The following is a 16,567-nucleotide window of genomic DNA, read 5'->3' as shown; positions in this document are numbered from 1 at the left end:
GCAGATGTCGATCTTCTGAGTGCCGCTAACCTCATGATCAACCCGTGCTGGGGTGGGGTTTAGGGGTGGGTGGGGTGGGTCAGGGGGAGGATGGAGCCTAGGCCGTTGGGGCGGCCTACTTCGGCGGTGGGGAGGACCAGTGCGGCGCAGCCGGCCGCTACCGCTCCTGCGTCGGCGGGGGTGTCGCCGACCATGAGAGCCCGTTCCGGGTCGACGCCGAGCATGCCGCAGGCCCGCCAGAAGATCGCCGGGTCCGGCTTGCAGCGGCCCACCTCGTACGACAGGACGAAGGCGTCGACCAGGTCGGCCAGGCCCCAGGCGGCGAAGTGGGGACGGATATCGAAGCCGATGTTGCTGACCACGGCCACCCGTACCCCGGCAGCCCGCAGGGCGGTCAGGATGGGGGCGGTGTCCGGGTACGGCACCCAGCCCTCGGGGGTCAGCACCCGCTCGTAGAGGGCCTCGGCCAGGCCGTCGATGCCGGCGTCGACCGTGGCGGCCAGCCCGGTGTACGCGCCCCGGTGGGCGTGCTCGTACAGATCACGGTCGGCCCACAGCTCGGCCAGGTGTGGTGGTACCCGGGCCGGCAGTGGCCCGCCGGCCCGACCCGCGGTGAGCAGTCGGTCGGCCAGCGCGGTGGCCCGGACCCGGTCGAGTGCCACCCCGCAGGCCGCCGCGGCGGTCAGGACCCACTCGCGGGGCTCCTCCACCTGGGCGAGGGTGCCGTGGAAGTCGAGCAGTACCGCCTCCACCGGACGGCGGGAGGGGGTCGGCTGGTCATCGCGTACGGGGTGGGTCGGTTCGGCATGATCCGGCACGTGGTGCACCCTACCGACCCCCTCCGACCCGCCTGCCGGTCGGCCTTGCCGGGTGCGGTGTCAGGCGTACGGACTAATCTTGGTGACATGTCGAGCCCCGCCGAGCGGTACGCCGCGGCGCGCCGCCGGGCCGCCCAGGCCTCCCAGTTCCCGGCCCTGGAAGAGTTCACCTCCGACCTCGGGTTCGACCTGGACGACTTCCAGCGTGAGGCGTGTCAGGCCCTGGAGCGGGGCAGCGGGGTGCTGGTGTGCGCCCCGACCGGCGCCGGTAAGACCGTGGTCGGTGAGTTCGCCGTACACCTGGCGCTGCGGGGGACCCCCGGGCAGCCGGCGCCGACCGACGGCACCCGGCGCAAGTGCTTCTACACCACCCCGATCAAGGCCCTGTCCAACCAGAAGTACCACGACCTGGTCGATCGCTACGGTGTCGAGCAGGTAGGGCTGCTCACCGGCGACAACGCCATCAACGGCGAGGCCCCCGTGGTGGTGATGACCACCGAGGTGCTGCGCAACATGCTCTACGCCGGCTCGGCCACTCTGGAGGGCCTGGCGTACGTGGTGATGGACGAGGTGCACTACCTGGCCGACCGGTTCCGGGGCGGGGTGTGGGAGGAGGTCATCATCCACCTGCCCGCCTCGGTCACCCTGGTGTCGCTGTCGGCGACGGTGTCCAACGCTGAGGAGTTCGCCGACTGGCTGATCACCGTACGGGGTGAGACCACCGTGGTGGTCAGCGAGCACCGGCCGGTGCCGTTGTGGCAGCACATGCTGGTCGGCAAGCGGATGTTCGACCTGTTCCACGACGCGGCGGCGGCCCGCAAACACGACGTGCACCCGGAGTTGCTGCGCTACACCCGGGAGACCGTGCGCCGCCTGGATCTGGGCGAGGGGCGTGCCGCCGGTTGGGGCGGGCGGCGGGGTCCCCGCTGGCGGGGACCCTCCCGGCCGGACATCGTCGAGCGGCTGGACCGCGAGGGGTTGCTGCCGGCCATCCTGTTCATCTTCAGCCGGGCCGGCTGTGCCGCGGCCGTGCAGCAGTGTCTGGCGGCCGGGCTGCGGCTGACCTCTCCGGAGGAGCGGGCCGAGATCCGCCGGGTGGTGGAGTCCCGGGTGACGGCCATCCCCAGTGAGGACCTGTCGGTGCTGGGCTACTGGGAGTGGCTCGACGGCCTGGAGCGCGGGCTGGCCAGCCACCACGCCGGGATGCTGCCGGCGTTCAAGGAGGTCGTCGAGGAGTTGTTCGTCCGAGGGCTGGTCAAGGCGGTCTTCGCCACCGAGACCCTGGCCCTGGGGATCAACATGCCGGCCCGCTGCGTGGTGCTGGAACGTCTGGTCAAGTACAACGGCGAGGCCCATGTCGACCTGACCCCGGGGGAGTACACCCAGCTCACCGGGCGGGCCGGGCGGCGGGGCATCGATGTGGAGGGGCACGCCGTGGTGGTGTGGTCCCCGGAGACCGACCCCCGGCACGTGGCCGGGCTGGCCTCCACCCGCACCTATCCGCTGCGGTCCAGCTTCCGGCCCTCGTACAACATGGCGGTCAACCTGGTCGGCAGTGTCGGCGCGGCACCGGCCCGGGAGCTGCTGGAGTCCTCCTTCGCCCAGTTCCAGGCGGACCGGTCGGTGGTCGGCCTGGCCCGGCAGGTGCAGCGCAACACCGAGACCATCGAGGCGTACGGCGTGGAGGCGCAGTGCCACCACGGTGACTTCGACGAGTACTTCGCGCTGCGGGTGGCCATCGCGGACCGGGAGCGGGCGATCGCCCGGCAGGGGCAGAACCAGCGCCGGGCGGCGGCGGTGGCCGCGTTGGAGCGGCTGCGGGTCGGTGATGTGATCCGGGTGCCCTCGGGGCGGCGCGCCGGCCTGGCCGTGGTGCTGGATCCGGCCGCGGGTGGCTTCAGCGAGCCGCGTCCGCTGGTGCTGACCCAGGACCGCTGGGCCGGGCGGATCAGCCCGGCCGACTTCACCACCCCGGCCGAGGTGCTGGCCCGCATCCGGGTGCCGAAGAACTTCAACCCCCGTAACCCGGCCGCACGCCGGGACCTGGCGGCGCAGGTCACCGGCACCGGGCTGGACCGGCACAGCCGGCGGGGTGCCCGGGGCCGGCAGTCGGGCGAGGATCACCAGCTCACCCAGTTGCGTGCCGAGCTGCGACGGCATCCCTGTCACGCCTGCCCGGAGCGGGAGGAGCACGCCCGCTGGGCGGAGCGTCGTCGTCGGCTGGAGCGCGACACGGAGGAGTTGCGGGAGCGGGTGGCCGGTCGGACCGGATCGCTGGCGCGTACCTTCGACCGGATCGTCGCCCTGCTCACCGCCCGGGGCTACCTCACCGCCGAGGGTGAGGTGACCGACGCCGGGCGGATGCTGAGCCGGATCTGGACCGAGACGGACCTGCTGGTGGCGGAGTGTCTGCGGCGGGGGGTCTGGGACGGGCTGTCACCGGCCGAGCTGGCCGCTGCGGTCTCCGTGGCGGTCTTCGAGGCCCGGCGTGACGTCGACGAACGGGCATCCCTGCCCCGCGGGCCGGTGGCCGAGGCGGTCGACTCGACCTTGAAGCTGTGGAGCGAGATCGAGGCCGACGAGGCCGGCCGGGGGCTGACGGTCACCCGGGAACCGGACCTGGGGTTCGCCTGGCCGATCTACCGCTGGGCCCGGGGGGAGGCGCTGGCCAAGGTGCTGGGCAGCGGACACGAACTCGACGGCGAGATGCCGGCTGGTGACTTCGTCCGGTGGGCTCGTCAGGTGGTGGATCTGCTCGGTCAGATCGCCGACTCCGGTGGAGCCTCGACCGAACTTCGGGCCACCGCCCGGCAGGCGATCGGCGTGGTCAACCGGGGAGTGCTCGCCTATCACGCACCCGCCTGACGGTCCGTGAGTCGGGGCTGACCTGTCGTGATGTCACCGATTCACAACGTTCCGCGCCGGCTGGTCGCTCCTATTGTGCCTGGTGGGAGGTTCCCTGATCATTTTACCGGCGCGTAGCCCGCGTGCCGTGTAGCTCTGGGGGGAGCCGCCGTGGCGGAAATCAATCACTTTGAATACGGATGGATCACACCCGCGCTCAGTTACGCGCTGTCGGTGCTGGGTTCCATCCTCGGGCTGATCTGTGCGGGCCGGATCCGGACCGCGTCGAGCACCGGTCAGCGGATCTGGTGGGGGACCCTGGCGGCCTGGGCCCTGGGTGGCACCGCCATCTGGACCATGCACTTCATGGCGATGCTCGGCTTCGCCGTCAGCGGCTCCCGGATCCGGTACGACGTGCCGATCACCGTGGTCAGCGCCCTGCTAGCGGTGGTGGCGGTCGGCATCGGGTTGGCCATCGTCGGCACCGGTCGGCTGTCGGCGGTACGGGTGCTCGCCGGTGGCCTGTTCACCGGTGCCGGGGTGGCGGCGATGCACTACACCGGCATGGCCGCGATGCGGCTGAACGGGGACCTGGGGTACGACCCCACCCGGGTCGGCCTCTCCGTGCTGATCGCCGTGGTCGCCGCCACGGCCGCCCTGTGGCTGGCGATGACGGTTCGTCGCGGTATCGCCATCTTCGCCTCGGCCCTGGTGATGGGGGTGGCGGTCAACGGCATGCACTTCACCGGGATGAGCGCCCTGTCGGTGCACCTGCACGAGCAGCGCAGAGAGGTCACCGGCGCCGAGGTGGGCAGCCTGCTGATCCCCATCGTCCTGCTGGTGATATTCGGGGTGGTGGGGCTGGTCTACGCGCTGCTGGCGGCGCCCACCGAGGAGGACCGGGCGGCGGCGGCCTATCTGGACGCCCGCCGGGCGGCCCCCACCCCCGAACCGGTCGCCGTCGACACGCCGGACCCGGTGGGCCTGCGCGCCCGCTCGACCCTGGCCCGCCCCGGCGCCCCCTTCCCGTCTCGTCGGGACCACCCGCCGCGCTGACCCCGGCCCCGGTCGGAGTCCGGGAAGAAGCGCTGGTCAGGGCCGCGGTCGGTGGAGGCCAGCCCGGCTCCCGGCAGTCGAGGGCTGCCGGCGCGTCGACCCTCCCTGCTGGACGGTCGCGGAAAGTGTCATACCCGGTACCCACCATGTATTCATGGCTGTCCCCGCCCTCACCCCGCGCAACACCCCGCCGCGCTCGCTGCCGTTGCGCGAGGCGCGCACCCGACTGAGTCAGCTCGTCGCCATGGCGGAGCTGACCGACACCGTCACCGTGGTCACCCGCGACGGTGACCCCCGTCCGATCGCCGCCATCGTGCCGGCCGAGGCCGCCCGCAGTGCCGCCCAGGCCCGCGCGGACGCCGGTCGGCTGGCCGAGGTCACCGCCGGCTGGTCCCGACGCCTCGAAGCGCAGCGGGAGCAGGCCGGTCGTCGGCACGCCGCCGAGTTGCGCGCCATGCGAGCGGCGCTTGCCGAGGTGTGGGCCGAGCTGGAGCGCCGGGCCACCCCGGGCGATGCCGAGGTGGCCCGGCTGCGCGCGGCGCACGCAGACCTCCTCGCCGGCTGATAGCGCCTGCCGCCGACCCTGGCTCGCCCGAGCGTGCCTGGCGGTCCCAGCACTCCCCGACTGCCTGCTGGCCGCGACTCGCCCGAGCGTGCGCCGGCCCCGACTCGCCCGAGGGTGCCGGCCGGCCCGGGCTCGCCAGAGGGTGCCTGCCGGTCCGCAGCCTGCCCGAATCTGCCGGCCGCAGCTCGCCCGGTGTCTGCTGGTCGCCCGGTGGCGACCCTCGGCCACAATAGACTTTCGCGATGGCGGTAGTCGGGGGTGACGATGAATGAATCCGAAGGACCGGTCGGCGATCCGCTGCCGCAGCGCCCCGCCGAGCCCGCTCAGCCCGGCGAACCAGTCGGGCCCGCCGCCGCGAACCGCACCCGGTGGCTGCGCCTCGGCGCGCTGATCGTGCTGCTGGTGGTGGCCGCGGTCACGGTGGTGCGGGTGGTCAGCGCGACCGCCCCACCCAGCCGGGAGCAGTTGCGGGAACGCGCCGAACTCACCGGCAAACAGGAGCTGCTGATCGGGGTCAAAGACGATCAGCCGGGAGTCTCGCAACAGTTGGAGACCGGTGCCTTCGTCGGCTTCGACATCGAGATCGCGTACATGATCGCCGAGGATCTGGGCTTCGAGGCGTCACGGGTGCGGTTCCTGCCCATCGAGAGCGAGGACCGGGCCCGTCGACAGGCCCGCGACGGGAATCGGTACGTAACGGTCGATCTGGTGATCGCCTCGTACAGCATCACGGAGGAGCGTCGGCGTCAGGGTGTGATCTTCTCCGCGCCGTACCTGCAGACCGAGCAGTCCGTGGTCACCCGGGCGGACAGTGACCTGCGGCCGACCACCTTCGCCGACCTGGCAGGCCGCACGGTCTGCACCTTGGCGACCTCCACGGCGGAGCAGAACCTGGCCGCTGCAGGCGCTCGGGCGCACGGGCGTAACCGGATCAGCGACTGCATCCGGGAACTGCACGACGGCGAGATCGACGCGGTCACCACGGACGCGGCGATCCTGGCCGGATTCGTGGCTCCGCCGGCCGTCGAAGCGGCGCCCCCGAAGGTCAAGATAGAGAACCCCAAGCCGTTGCGTCACTTCGACATCGGCGCCTCCGGTGACGAGTTGTGGGGGGTCAACACCGGGCCCAACCCGGCCGTGCGTGACCTGGTCAATCTCTCCTTGGAGCAGGCGCGTACCGGCCGCAACGGCAAGCGGTGGCGGACCGCCTTCGACCGCTATTTCGGCTACGCCCAGCAGTACAGCGTCGAGCAGCAGGTTGCCGTCGACCGGCAGCCGCCGCCCGGCCCGGGGGACAAGGTGGAGGTGCGGCAGTGGCCATGGGAGAGGTTCGCCTGGCGGCACCCGAGCCCAGCCCGGCCGGGCCCGGCATTCGTCGCCGCCCGGGGGCGCGCCAGACCCAACAGTGGCTGCTGACCCTGCTGCCGGCCTTCCCGGTACTGCTGCTGGTACTGCGGTTGTGGCGGCTCAGCCGGCAGGACATGTCGACGATGCTGCTGCTGGTGCAGTACGTCAGCCCGCTCGGGTTGCTCAGCGCGCTGCTCATCGCCCTGGTCTGGGCGGTGCCCCTGGTGGTGCTGCTGCCGGTCGTGCTCGGCCGACTGTTGCAGGTCAGCGCCCCGGACCGGTTCGATCCGGAACGCTCACTGCTGGCCTACATCGCCGTGCGTACCCCCGGTTGGGTGCCGGTGGTCGCCGCCGCCCTGGCCGCTCTCACCTGGCAACTGCGGTTCCTGCCGAGTCTGGTGATGCTGCTGGTCTGGCTGATCGCCCTGCACACCCGCAGCCGGTACCCCGACCGGCCGCGACTGCTGCTGGTCACCGGCCTGATTCTGCCGGTCGTCGTGGCGGCGGCCAGCTACGCCTGGCTGGCACCGGCCATCCGGTCGGCGGTCGGGCACGGGGAGTTGGCCACCGCCCTGCTGCTGGCCCTGCCGCCCGCCGGGGCCCTGGTGCTGACCGGCCCGGTGCCGGCGCGGATGGCACCGACCGTGACCCGGATGGTGATCTACGCGGTCGGGGTGCTGATGCCGCTGTTGACCGGCACGGTGTTCCTGCGTGTGCCGTTGCTGCCGGCGGTGGCCGTCGAGGTAGGCGCACCGCACACCCAGGAGGTGGTGCTGGGCGAGGCGGTGACGGTCACCGACCGGATGACGATCGTGTTGAGCCGTACCGGGGAGATCCGCTTCCTGCCCAATGACGAGGTGCGGGCGCAGGTGCTCTGTCCGGACGCCGGTCGGGTGCCGAGCAGCCGGGTGGCCGTGGCCGGATGGCCGGTGGAGGACACCGCCCTGGAATGGCTCATGCCGCGCCGACCGGTGGGCGCACCGGACTCCCGCTGCACCGGCCTGGTGCCGTTGCCGACACCTTCCCCGTCAGCCGGGTCGTGACCGCCCCTTCAGGCGCCGGCCCAACTCGCGGGCGATCTCCCGGTCGGCGTCCCGGGCGGCCAGCGCCTGACGCTTGTCGTACGACTTACGGCCCTTGGCCACGGCCAGTTCGACCTTGGCCCAGCCGCCGGAGAAGTACATCGACAGGGGCACCAGGGTGAACCCGCCCTCCCGGATCTGGGCCAGGATCCGGGCGATCTCCACCCGGTGCAGCAGCAGCTTGCGGGTCCGCCGGGGTGCGTGGTTGGTCCAACTGCCGTAGCCGTACTCGGCGATGTGCAGGCCGTACAGCATGATCTCGCCGTCGAGTTCCTGAGCGAAGGCGTCGACCAGGGAGACTCGGCCCGCCCGCAGCGACTTGACCTCCGTGCCGGCCAGCACGATCCCGGCCTCGTAGGTCTTCAGGATCGTGTAGTCGTGCCGGGCCTTGCGGTTGGAGGCGACGATCGTCCGCTCGCCGCTGCCAGAGGTGCTCACCCGCCGAAGGATATCCGCCGATCAGCCTGCGTGACGGCTCGGAGCCGGGGTGGTGCGGTGCGATCGCCTACCTGGTCAGCCGGGGTGGCGGGCGAAGAAGTCGGCCACCACCTCGGTGTGGGTGGAGAAGGCCAACTCGGTCGGCTCGGTCAGCACCAGCCACTCGGTGGCCTCTGCGGTCGGGGCCGAGGGGGGCAGCTCCTCGATCGGGCGGGCGGGCAGTTCACCGAAGACGAGGAGGGTGCCGCCGGCCGGTGCGCTGTGCACCGCGACGAGCTGCACCCCGTCCGGGTCGGCGATCAGCCCGGTCTCCTCCCGCAGCTCCCGCACCAACGCCCCCGCCCACTGCTCGCCGTGCTCGATGAAGCCGCCGGGCAGGGCCAGCAGCCCACGGGCCGGTTCGATGGCCCGCCGGACGGCGACCACACCCAGGCCGGTCGGGGTACGCACCGGCAGCAGGGCCACCGCGACCGGCAGGGGATTGCGCCACACCGTCTGGCCGCAGTGCCCGCAGCGCCTGGGCCAACCGGCCTGGACCGGATAGGCGGTGCCACAGTACGAGCAGTGTGAATGGGCCACTCCGGTCATGCCGATGCACGTTACGCCCGCCCACACCCGCTCGCCGGCCCGGGTCCGGCCGCCAAGGCGCTCTAGGAGATGGCGAGGCGGGCGCTGCCGATCACGTCGATGCGCCCCCACCGCCCAGGAATGTCGAGCATTTCGATCCGACCGAAGCGCTGCGGGATCGCCGGATCGACCACGAGGTGTTCACCGTACGGTTCCAGGCCCAGCAGGGTGCGCAGCAGCAGGAAGGTGGCCCCGGTGGCGGAGGCCTGCGGGCTGTTCGCCGCCGGGTACGGCACCGGACACCGGGTCAGTTTTCGGTCGTAGCCGGCGAAGGCCTCCGGCATCTGCCCGCCGAAGTGCTGGGCGGCCTCGATGAGGGACTCGGCGATGATCCCCGCCTCGGCGGCGAAGCCGTATCGCCGCAGTCCGGCGGCGATCAGGGAGTTGTCGAACGGCCACACCGTGCCGACGTGGTAGCCGAGGGGGTTGTATCTGGCCTGCCCCGTGCCCAGGGTCCGCACCCCCCAGCCGGAGAACAGCCGCGGCCCCATCAGGTGCCGGGCGACCGCCGGGGCGTGGGCTTCGTCCACGATGCCGCTCCACAGCAGATGGCCCATGTTGGAGGCGAGGGCGTCCACCCGGTCGCCGTCCGGGCCGAGGGCCAAAGCGAAGTACTCCCCGTCGTCGATCCAGAAGTCCCGGTTGAACCGCTGCTTGAGCTCCTCGGCCTGTCGCTCCAGGCGGTCGGCGTACGCGGGATCGCCCCAGAAGTCGCGGGCCAGTCGGGCACCCCGCCGCTTGGCGTCGTACACGTAGCCCTGAAGTTCGCAGGTGGCCCGGGGCAGCCCGGGTAGCCGACCGTCCGCGTAGCAGATCGCCTCCGGGGTGGTCTTCCAGCAGTGGTTGATCACCCCGGACTGCTCGTTGCGTCGCTGATACCACAGGTAGCCGTCGCCGCGGAGGTCGCCGTACTCGTCGATCCAGTGCAGGGCCGCGCGGGCGGCATCCTCCAGGTGGCGGACCAGTTCGCCGTCGCCGGTCCACCGTTCGTACTCGTCGAGCAGGACGACGAACAGCGGGGTGACGTCGGCACCACCGAAGTACGGCGACTGGGGTTGCTCCTCGAAGGCCACCTTCTCCCCCTGCCGGAACTCGCTGATTATCTTGCCGGGCTGCTCGTCCCGGAAGTCGTCGAGCACCGTGCCCTGTGGCAGGGCGAGCAGTCGGAGGGTGGTGGCGGCCGTGCCGGACACGAAGGGCAGGATCTGGAAGCAGGTGAGGATGGAGTCGCGGCCGGTGATGGTGGCCAACCAGGGCAGCCCGGCGGCGAGCATCGTCTCGTGCGGCGCCGTCAGCGGGGAGAACCGCAGGCTGGCCAGGTCACTCAGGCCGCGTCGGTAGGTGGTGGCCAGCGGCTGCCAGTCACAGTCGAGTCGGGGCGCCTCGGTCAGCCACTGCCTCAGGTCAGGACGCGACCGGGTGCCGGCCTGGCGGTCCGCGTGCCCCAGCCGGTCCCGTACGTCCGCGCCGTCCGGGCGCAGAATCATGCTCTGTACGCGCAGGGTGGTGCTCCACCGCCCCTGCCGGTCGACTCGGATGCGGAAGGTCATCCCGTGGCGGTCGACCTCGACGGGTTCGCTGGTCGAGACCTCGGTGGTGCGATGGAACCGCTCTCGGCGGTAGCCGAGCCGCAGGCGGTCCTCCGACACCTCGCGGTAGCCGCGCGACTGCGACGCCCGTGGCAGGAGCACCTGGTAGGTCGACGCGAAGTCGCTGTCGATGTCGATGCGGATGAGGTAGTCGGTCGGCTCGCCGGTGTGGTTGAGCACGGTCAGGCGTTCGGTGAAACTGCTCTCGGAGATCCACCGGTCACGGATGACGGAGACCTTGGCGTCGACGTAGTGAGTCGGATTGCCGGGGACCAGGAAGAAACGGATCTCGTTGTAACTCGGCTCGTGCACCGCCAGGGGGTGCAGCTGCTCTCCGTTGATGCTCAGCCGCCAGATGGACAGGAACCGGGTGTCGTAGGCGAAGAATCCGCTCGGGCCGGGCGGATTGGAGGTGATGTCCCCGTTGTCCTCGCTGAGGGCGAAGATGTTGCCGTCGAGGATGCGCGTCATCCGCCTCATCACGGTTTCCGATCGTCCGCCGGGGCCGCTCGGGTGGCCACGACCCGGGGATGGCGGGCTCCCTTGGGCGGGGCGAAGAGGCGTTCCAGCATGACCACGAAACGGAACTCGCCGTCCGCGGTGAAGTCGTTGCGCAACCAGGCCGGCAGCGGCTTGACCTCGCCGTACGCCATTCGAAGGAACAGGGTCTCGTCGGTATTGATCACGGTGTCGGCCTCCACCGGGCCACCCTGGGACACCGTGATCCGACCCCGGTCGATGGTGACCAGCCAGTGGTCCACCCCGCGCGGGTTGACCAGGTCGAAGCGGATCCGGCCGGAGACCTGCCGGAGCATCCGACCTCCGCTGCGGGTGAGGTCGTCGAAGAACGCCCGCACCGACTCCGACATCGCACCAACTCCAAGGGTCCGGCGGCGATCGACAGCACTGTCAGCGGATCGATCACGGGCAGGAAGCCGCACCTTCGTCACTTTAGCGGCTTTGATCCCCATCCGGGGTCCTCTCTGCCGAGCCGTCGGCTCCGGCGACCGGTCCCGCAATATCGCCGTTGGTTTGCGCTGCGGATGCGTCTATGGTGGTTCGATGTACCCCGTCGCCCTGCCCAACCGCGTCGCCGTCGTCACGGCGCCGCCGGTGTCGGCTGCGGCGAAGGCGGTGGCCCAGGTTCCCGCGCAGGCTGGTAGCGGCCAGCCGAGCCCCGCAGGCCGGAGCCCTCCGGAAGTCGTCCACACCCACAGGACGACCAAGGGCGAAGCCACCGGCTTCCGCCCCTTTTCTTTTTCCGGAGAAGGGATCACGGCATGAGCACCACCCACGATCAGAAGTGGTTGACCGACCTCAGGACCACCCTGACGGACGAGTTCGAGACGCAGACCGCCCGGCTGACCCAGTTGACCGCCGACACCGGCGACCCGGGCGAGGCGCACACCAACGCCGCCTTGATCGCGGCCACCCGGCAGAGCCTCGCCCAGATCACGGACGCGCTGCGGCGGCTGAGCAGCGGGAGCTACGGCGACTGCGAGAAGTGCGGCACGGCCATCCCGCGCGAGCGGCTGGAGATCCTGCCGCAGGCCCGCTTCTGCGTGCCCTGCCAGCAGAAGCAGAACCGCTGACCGGCGCGGGCTGTCGCACCGACCTACCGGTGCGGCGGCCCGCCCTCGCCGGGCGCGGCGGTCTCCCCGTCGGCGGCAGCCGGCCCGGTCCCTCCGGCGGGGGGTGACGCCATCTTCAGCGGGGCGGTGACGGTGGCGGTCAGGCCGTCGGACCGGTGGGTGAGGGTCAGCGCCCCGGTCAGCTGATGAGCCAGCCAGAGCCCTCGGCCGCCCGGGGTGTCGGTGGCCGGTCGGTGCACCGTCAGATCGGCGCCGCCGGGCCCGTGGTCGACCACCACGCAGACCAGCCGGTCGGCGTACCGGAGCAGTTCCAGTCGGCCCCGACCACCACCGTGCAGTACGGCGTTGGTGACCAGTTCGTGGACGGCCAGGACGAGATCCTCGGCCGCCTCGCCGTGCAGACCGGCGGCGGCGACCTGGGCGGCCAGCAGATGCCGCAGCGCGGTCACGGTCTGTCCGGTGAAGGCCAGCGACAGCAGGGAGTCGACCTCGTCATCGCCGGATGATGCGCCGTCCGGGCCGCTGGCGTCCGGCCGGTCGAGGTTGCTCATGCTGGCAGATTACGTTGTCCGCCGAGATCCGCACTCCTTGCCCGAGGGCAAGTTCCGGCGCCATGGTGGCCGCCGTGCCCGCGTCGTGCTTTGCTCTGCTTCAATCCGCGCCACGCCTGTCCCGAAGTCGGGGCGGCGCGGCCGGGCCGCGCCCTGAGGTGGCCGGGGCGCGACGAGGAGGACAAGGAGACCCCTACATGGCTGACTTCGTCGGTGCCGTAGACCAGGGCACCACCAGCACCCGTTTCATGATCTTCGATCATGCGGGCAACGAGGTGGGTCGCCATCAACTGGAACACCAGCAGATCCTGCCGCAGGCCGGCTGGGTGGAGCACAATCCGCTGGAGATCTGGGAACGGACCCAGACGGTGATCCGTACCGCCCTGAACACCCACAGCCTGGCCGCCTCCGACCTGGCCGCGCTCGGGGTGACGAACCAGCGGGAGACCACCGTGGTGTGGAACCGGCGCACCGGTCGGCCGTACTACAACGCGATCGTCTGGCAGGACACCCGCACCGACCGCATCGCGGCGGCCCTGGACCGGGACGGCCGTGGCGAGATCATCCGCCGCCGGGCCGGACTGCCCCCGGCCACGTACTTCGCCGGCGGCAAGATCCAGTGGATCCTGGAGAACATCGAGGGGGTGCGGGCCGACGCCGAACGGGGAGACGCGATCTTCGGTACGACGGACACCTGGCTGCTGTGGCACCTCACCGGCGGCACGGAGGGCGGTGCCCACCTCACCGACCCCACCAACGCCAGCCGCACCATGCTGATGGATCTGGAGACCCTGGACTGGGACGACGAACTGCTGTCGTTCTTCGACATCCCCCGCGCGATGCTGCCCCGGATCGTCGCCTCCTCGGACCCGCAGGCCTACGGCACGACCCTGCCGCAGGGCCCCTTCGCCGGGACGGTCCGGATCGCCGGAGACCTGGGCGATCAGCAGGCCGCCACCGTCGGGCAGGTCTGCTTCGCGCCGGGGGAGGCCAAGAACACCTACGGTACGGGCAACTTCATGCTGCTCAACACCGGTACGGAGATCGTCCGCTCGGAGGCCGGACTGCTCACCACGGTCTGCTACCGGTTCGCCGGTGAGCCCCCGGTGTACGCCCTGGAGGGCAGCATCGCCGTCACCGGTTCCGCCGTGCAGTGGCTGCGCGACCAGCTGAAGATCATCCGGACCGCCGCGCAGAGCGAGGAGTTGGCCCGTCAGGTCGAGGACAACGGCGGGGTCTACTTCGTACCGGCCTTCTCCGGCCTGTTCGCCCCGTACTGGCGCGCCGATGCCCGGGGGGCCATCGTCGGGCTGTCCCGCTACAACACCGACGCCCACATCGCCCGGGCCACCCTGGAGGCGATCTGCTACCAGAGCCGGGACGTGGCCGAGGCCATGGCCCGGGACTCCGGGGTGACCGTCGAGTGCCTGAAGGTCGACGGTGGGGTGACCGTGAACGACCTGTGCATGCAGTTGCAGGCGGACATCCTCGGGGTGCCGGTCAGCCGGCCGATGGTCGCCGAGACCACCGCCCTGGGTGCCGCGTACGCCGCCGGCCTGGCCGTCGGGTTCTGGAAGAACACCGACGAACTGCGGGAGAACTGGAACGAGAGTCGGCGGTGGCATCCCTCCTGGTCGCAGCAGCAGCGGGCGGCCGGGTACACGGGCTGGCAGAAGGCGGTCGGGCGCACCCTCGACTGGGTGCAGGTGGACTGAGGCCGGGGCCGGTGCGGTGGCGCGCCGGGTGACGGTTCGTCGCCCGGCGAGGCCCGCCGATGTGTCTTAGCATTCCGGTGTCGGGCATCGAAGACCAGGCGTGGAGAGGGGCAGCCATGCGGGTCGCACGCGCGATCATGGCGATCGTGGTCGTACTGTCGGCCGGGGTGTTGACCGGGTCGGCCACCGCCTCCGCGTCCACGCAGTTCACCCTGGTCAACGCCACCATCCAACCGGCCACCGGGACTCCCAGACCGGCCTCGGGCACCCACGCCACCCTGTGGCGCAACACCAGCTCCGCGACGACCACCGTGCAGGGACCCGGGTCCCTGGTGGTGGGCGCGATCGGCGACTACTGCGAGGGGTGGCCCACCCTCCGGGTGAGCGTGGGCGGCACCCCGATCGGGGAGGTGGCCGTGACCAGCGCGATGGACTACGGCGCCTACCAGGTCGGCGCGCCGCTGCCCGAGGGACGGCACAGCGTCCGGATCGAGCTGATCAACGACCGCTACACCGGGACGTGCGACCGCAACGCCCATGTGGCGTACGCCCGGGTCGACGTTGCGCCGTCGACCGACACCACCTTCAGCTTCGCGGTCATCCCGGACACCCAGGAGGAGGTGCTGAGCGCCGCGGACACCCGGTTCGCGCGACGGGTCAACTGGCTGCTGGCCCAGCGCCAAGCCCTCGACCTGCGGTTCGTCACCCACTCCGGGGATGTGGTCAACTACGACACCCCGGACCACATCCAGTACGAGCGGGCGAGCGCCGCACTGCGCCCCCTGGAGCAGGCCGGGGTGCCGTACACCTTGGCCATCGGCAACCACGACGGCCAGATCTTCGGCCCGGACGGCAAGCCGCGCAGCCCGGCCGGAACCCTGCTGCGCGACACCGCGGTGTTCAACCGGTACTTCACCGCCGACCGCTTCGGACAGGTGCAGGGCCGGTTCGAGGCGGGCAAGGTCGACAACATGTACGCCACCTACCAGGCCGGGGGAGTGCGTTGGCTGGTGCTGACCCTGGAGCCGTGGCCCCGGCGGGCCGCGGTCACCTGGGCCCAGGGGGTGGTGGCCGCCCATCCGCAGCACAACGTCATCGTGGTGACCCATCACCACTTGGAGAGCGACGCGACCATCGGGCAGGGGGCCGGCTCCGGTTCCACCAGCCCGCAGTACCTCTTCGACAACCTGGTGCGGCGCTACCCCAACATCCGGTTCGTCTTCTCCGGGCACACCGGCACGGCGGCCTCCCGGGTGGACACCGGGGTGAACGGCAACCGGGTCTACTCCTTCCTCCAGACCTTCCACTCCAGGTCGACCAACCCGGTCCGGCTGGTCGAGATCGACACGGCGGCGGACACCCTGCGTACCTGGATCCACGCCCCGCACACCAACGAGAACTTCCCGACGCACGACCGTAGATACACCGGCCTGGGCCTGGTGCGCTGAGCCCGGCGATCGTGTCGCAAAACTATCCCGATAGTGTCTCATTATTGTCCGGCGAATTGAGATGCCGGTAGAGGGTGGCCCGGGACACCCCGCAGGCGGCGGCGATCTCGTCGATGGAATGGGTGCCGGCGGCGTACATCCGCCGGGCCGTCAGCACCTGCTCCGGGCCCATCGACCGGGGTCGGCCCGGCCGCCGTCGCCCGCCCCGCCCCGCCCCGACCGCCGAGTCGGGGTCGGTATCGGTGTCCTCGGTGGTCGGCGGGTCGGCCAGCAGGCGGCGTACCCCGTCGAGCATGTCCGCGCGCAGCACCGCCTCCGGCACCTCCATCAGGAACACCACCGGGTCGCTGCACATCGCGATCGCCTGCACCGCCCGGACCCGGTCGCGTCGGCTCGAATCCGGGCCGGCGAGGATCTGATTGGCCCGCATCGCGATGCCGACCAGCCGGTGGTAGGTGCTGCCCCGATCGACGAGCGCGAGGTCGTGCAGGAGCATGCCGAGCGGCCCGCGATGCTTGAGCATGGTGTCCACCCAGCCCTCCAGCAGGGTCCACCGGGCCTGTTCGGTCGGCAGTGACCCGGCGGTGTCCACCAGCTTCTCCAGGTCTGCGACCATCGGTTCGGCCAGGGCGGCGAGCAGGTGTCCCTTGCTGGGGAAGTGGTAGAGGATCGCGGCCTTGGTCAGTCCGAGTCGTTCGGCGATCTGGCGCAGCGAGGTGCGCTGGTAGCCGTGCGCGGTGAACAGCTCGAACGCGGCGCGCAGGATCCTCTCTGGGGTGCCGTCGGTCTGCGCCAAGGTCATGCCGTCGAGGGTAGCCGCCACTGACCAGCGGTCGGACAGACTCGCCTCGGAGGCTTACCATCGGTCAGTACAGTGCGTCGCACCGGTACGGCG

The 16,567-nt window shown here is 71.2% G+C and carries 16 protein-coding genes; 9 read left to right on the top strand and 7 right to left on the bottom strand.

The features are described 5' to 3' along the window. Positions 1-59 precede the first annotated feature (59 nt). Positions 60-818 carry an HAD family hydrolase gene (locus tag ACGFIK_RS19435; RefSeq protein WP_393340504.1) on the bottom strand — a complete coding sequence of 253 codons (759 nt, stop codon included), beginning with the start codon at positions 816-818 and terminating at the stop codon, positions 60-62. A gap of 87 nt (positions 819-905) precedes the next feature. Here ACGFIK_RS19435 and ACGFIK_RS19430 point away from each other — a divergent pair, with 87 nt between their 5' ends. From ACGFIK_RS19430 to ACGFIK_RS19410, 5 genes are all read left to right on the top strand, one after another. Then, positions 906-3,683 (top strand): DEAD/DEAH box helicase, encoded by a 2,778-nt coding sequence (locus tag ACGFIK_RS19430; protein WP_393340501.1) that lies wholly within the window; start codon positions 906-908, stop codon positions 3,681-3,683. Positions 3,684-3,833: 150 nt separating this feature from the next. Next, positions 3,834-4,718, top strand: coding sequence for an MHYT domain-containing protein (locus tag ACGFIK_RS19425; protein ID WP_393340498.1), 885 nt, complete (start codon positions 3,834-3,836; stop codon positions 4,716-4,718). Between the two features lie 154 nt (positions 4,719-4,872). Next, complete coding sequence (locus tag ACGFIK_RS19420; protein ID WP_327025577.1) at positions 4,873-5,283, top strand: type II toxin-antitoxin system Phd/YefM family antitoxin; 411 nt, start codon at positions 4,873-4,875, stop codon at positions 5,281-5,283. Positions 5,284-5,547: 264 nt separating this feature from the next. Then, the gene (locus ACGFIK_RS19415; protein ID WP_393340495.1) at positions 5,548-6,699 is read left to right on the top strand and encodes a transporter substrate-binding domain-containing protein; all 1,152 of its coding nucleotides are present in this window, start codon (positions 5,548-5,550) and stop codon (positions 6,697-6,699) included. Then, complete coding sequence (locus tag ACGFIK_RS19410) at positions 6,603-7,673, top strand: hypothetical protein (protein ID WP_393340492.1); 1,071 nt, start codon at positions 6,603-6,605, stop codon at positions 7,671-7,673. Before ACGFIK_RS19415 ends, ACGFIK_RS19410 begins: the two co-directional genes overlap by 97 nt. Here the strand turns inward: ACGFIK_RS19410 and smpB are convergent. The 4 genes from smpB to ACGFIK_RS19390 all read right to left on the bottom strand — a co-directional run bounded on the left by smpB (position 7,659) and on the right by ACGFIK_RS19390 (position 11,235). Further along, a complete protein-coding gene (smpB, locus tag ACGFIK_RS19405; RefSeq protein WP_393340489.1) occupies positions 7,659-8,150 on the bottom strand; it encodes an SsrA-binding protein SmpB in 492 nt (163 codons plus the stop codon). The two genes, ACGFIK_RS19410 and smpB, sit on opposite strands and share 15 nt — an antisense overlap. 75 nt (positions 8,151-8,225) lie before the next feature. Beyond that, positions 8,226-8,738, bottom strand: a complete 513-nt coding sequence (locus tag ACGFIK_RS19400; RefSeq protein WP_357531879.1) for an NUDIX domain-containing protein — start codon at positions 8,736-8,738, stop codon at positions 8,226-8,228. Positions 8,739-8,800: 62 nt separating this feature from the next. After that, positions 8,801-10,846, bottom strand: coding sequence for a glycogen debranching N-terminal domain-containing protein (locus ACGFIK_RS19395; protein WP_393340486.1), 2,046 nt, complete (start codon positions 10,844-10,846; stop codon positions 8,801-8,803). Continuing rightward, positions 10,846-11,235, bottom strand: coding sequence for an SCP2 sterol-binding domain-containing protein (locus tag ACGFIK_RS19390; protein WP_393340483.1), 390 nt, complete (start codon positions 11,233-11,235; stop codon positions 10,846-10,848). The genes ACGFIK_RS19395 and ACGFIK_RS19390 overlap by 1 nt, the downstream gene beginning before the upstream one ends. 193 nt (positions 11,236-11,428) lie before the next feature. Here ACGFIK_RS19390 and ACGFIK_RS19385 point away from each other — a divergent pair, with 193 nt between their 5' ends. Continuing rightward, a complete protein-coding gene (locus tag ACGFIK_RS19385) occupies positions 11,429-11,650 on the top strand; it encodes a hypothetical protein (RefSeq protein ID WP_327025584.1) in 222 nt (73 codons plus the stop codon). Then, positions 11,647-11,958 carry a TraR/DksA family transcriptional regulator gene (locus ACGFIK_RS19380; RefSeq protein ID WP_393340480.1) on the top strand — a complete coding sequence of 104 codons (312 nt, stop codon included), beginning with the start codon at positions 11,647-11,649 and terminating at the stop codon, positions 11,956-11,958. Before ACGFIK_RS19385 ends, ACGFIK_RS19380 begins: the two co-directional genes overlap by 4 nt. Before the next feature lie 23 nt (positions 11,959-11,981). On the opposite strand, the gene ACGFIK_RS19375 is transcribed toward ACGFIK_RS19380, so the two are convergent. Then, the gene (locus tag ACGFIK_RS19375; protein WP_393340477.1) at positions 11,982-12,509 is read right to left on the bottom strand and encodes an ATP-binding protein; all 528 of its coding nucleotides are present in this window, start codon (positions 12,507-12,509) and stop codon (positions 11,982-11,984) included. 197 nt (positions 12,510-12,706) lie between these two features. On the opposite strand from ACGFIK_RS19375, the gene glpK reads away from it, so the two are divergent. Beyond that, a complete protein-coding gene (glpK, locus tag ACGFIK_RS19370; RefSeq protein ID WP_393340474.1) occupies positions 12,707-14,224 on the top strand; it encodes a glycerol kinase GlpK in 1,518 nt (505 codons plus the stop codon). Between the two features lie 116 nt (positions 14,225-14,340). Further along, positions 14,341-15,672, top strand: a complete 1,332-nt coding sequence (locus ACGFIK_RS19365; RefSeq protein WP_393340471.1) for a metallophosphoesterase — start codon at positions 14,341-14,343, stop codon at positions 15,670-15,672. 22 nt (positions 15,673-15,694) lie between these two features. On the opposite strand, the gene ACGFIK_RS19360 is transcribed toward ACGFIK_RS19365, so the two are convergent. Next, positions 15,695-16,474 (bottom strand): TetR family transcriptional regulator, encoded by a 780-nt coding sequence (locus tag ACGFIK_RS19360; protein ID WP_327025589.1) that lies wholly within the window; start codon positions 16,472-16,474, stop codon positions 15,695-15,697. Between the last annotated feature and the right edge of the window lie 93 nt (positions 16,475-16,567).

The organism is Micromonospora sp. NPDC048871 (assembly GCF_043198155.1).
Taxonomy (GTDB): Bacteria; Actinomycetota; Actinomycetes; order Mycobacteriales; family Micromonosporaceae; genus Micromonospora.
Note: the sequence above shows the minus strand (reverse complement) of the source record. Positions and strands in the feature narration are given on the sequence as shown.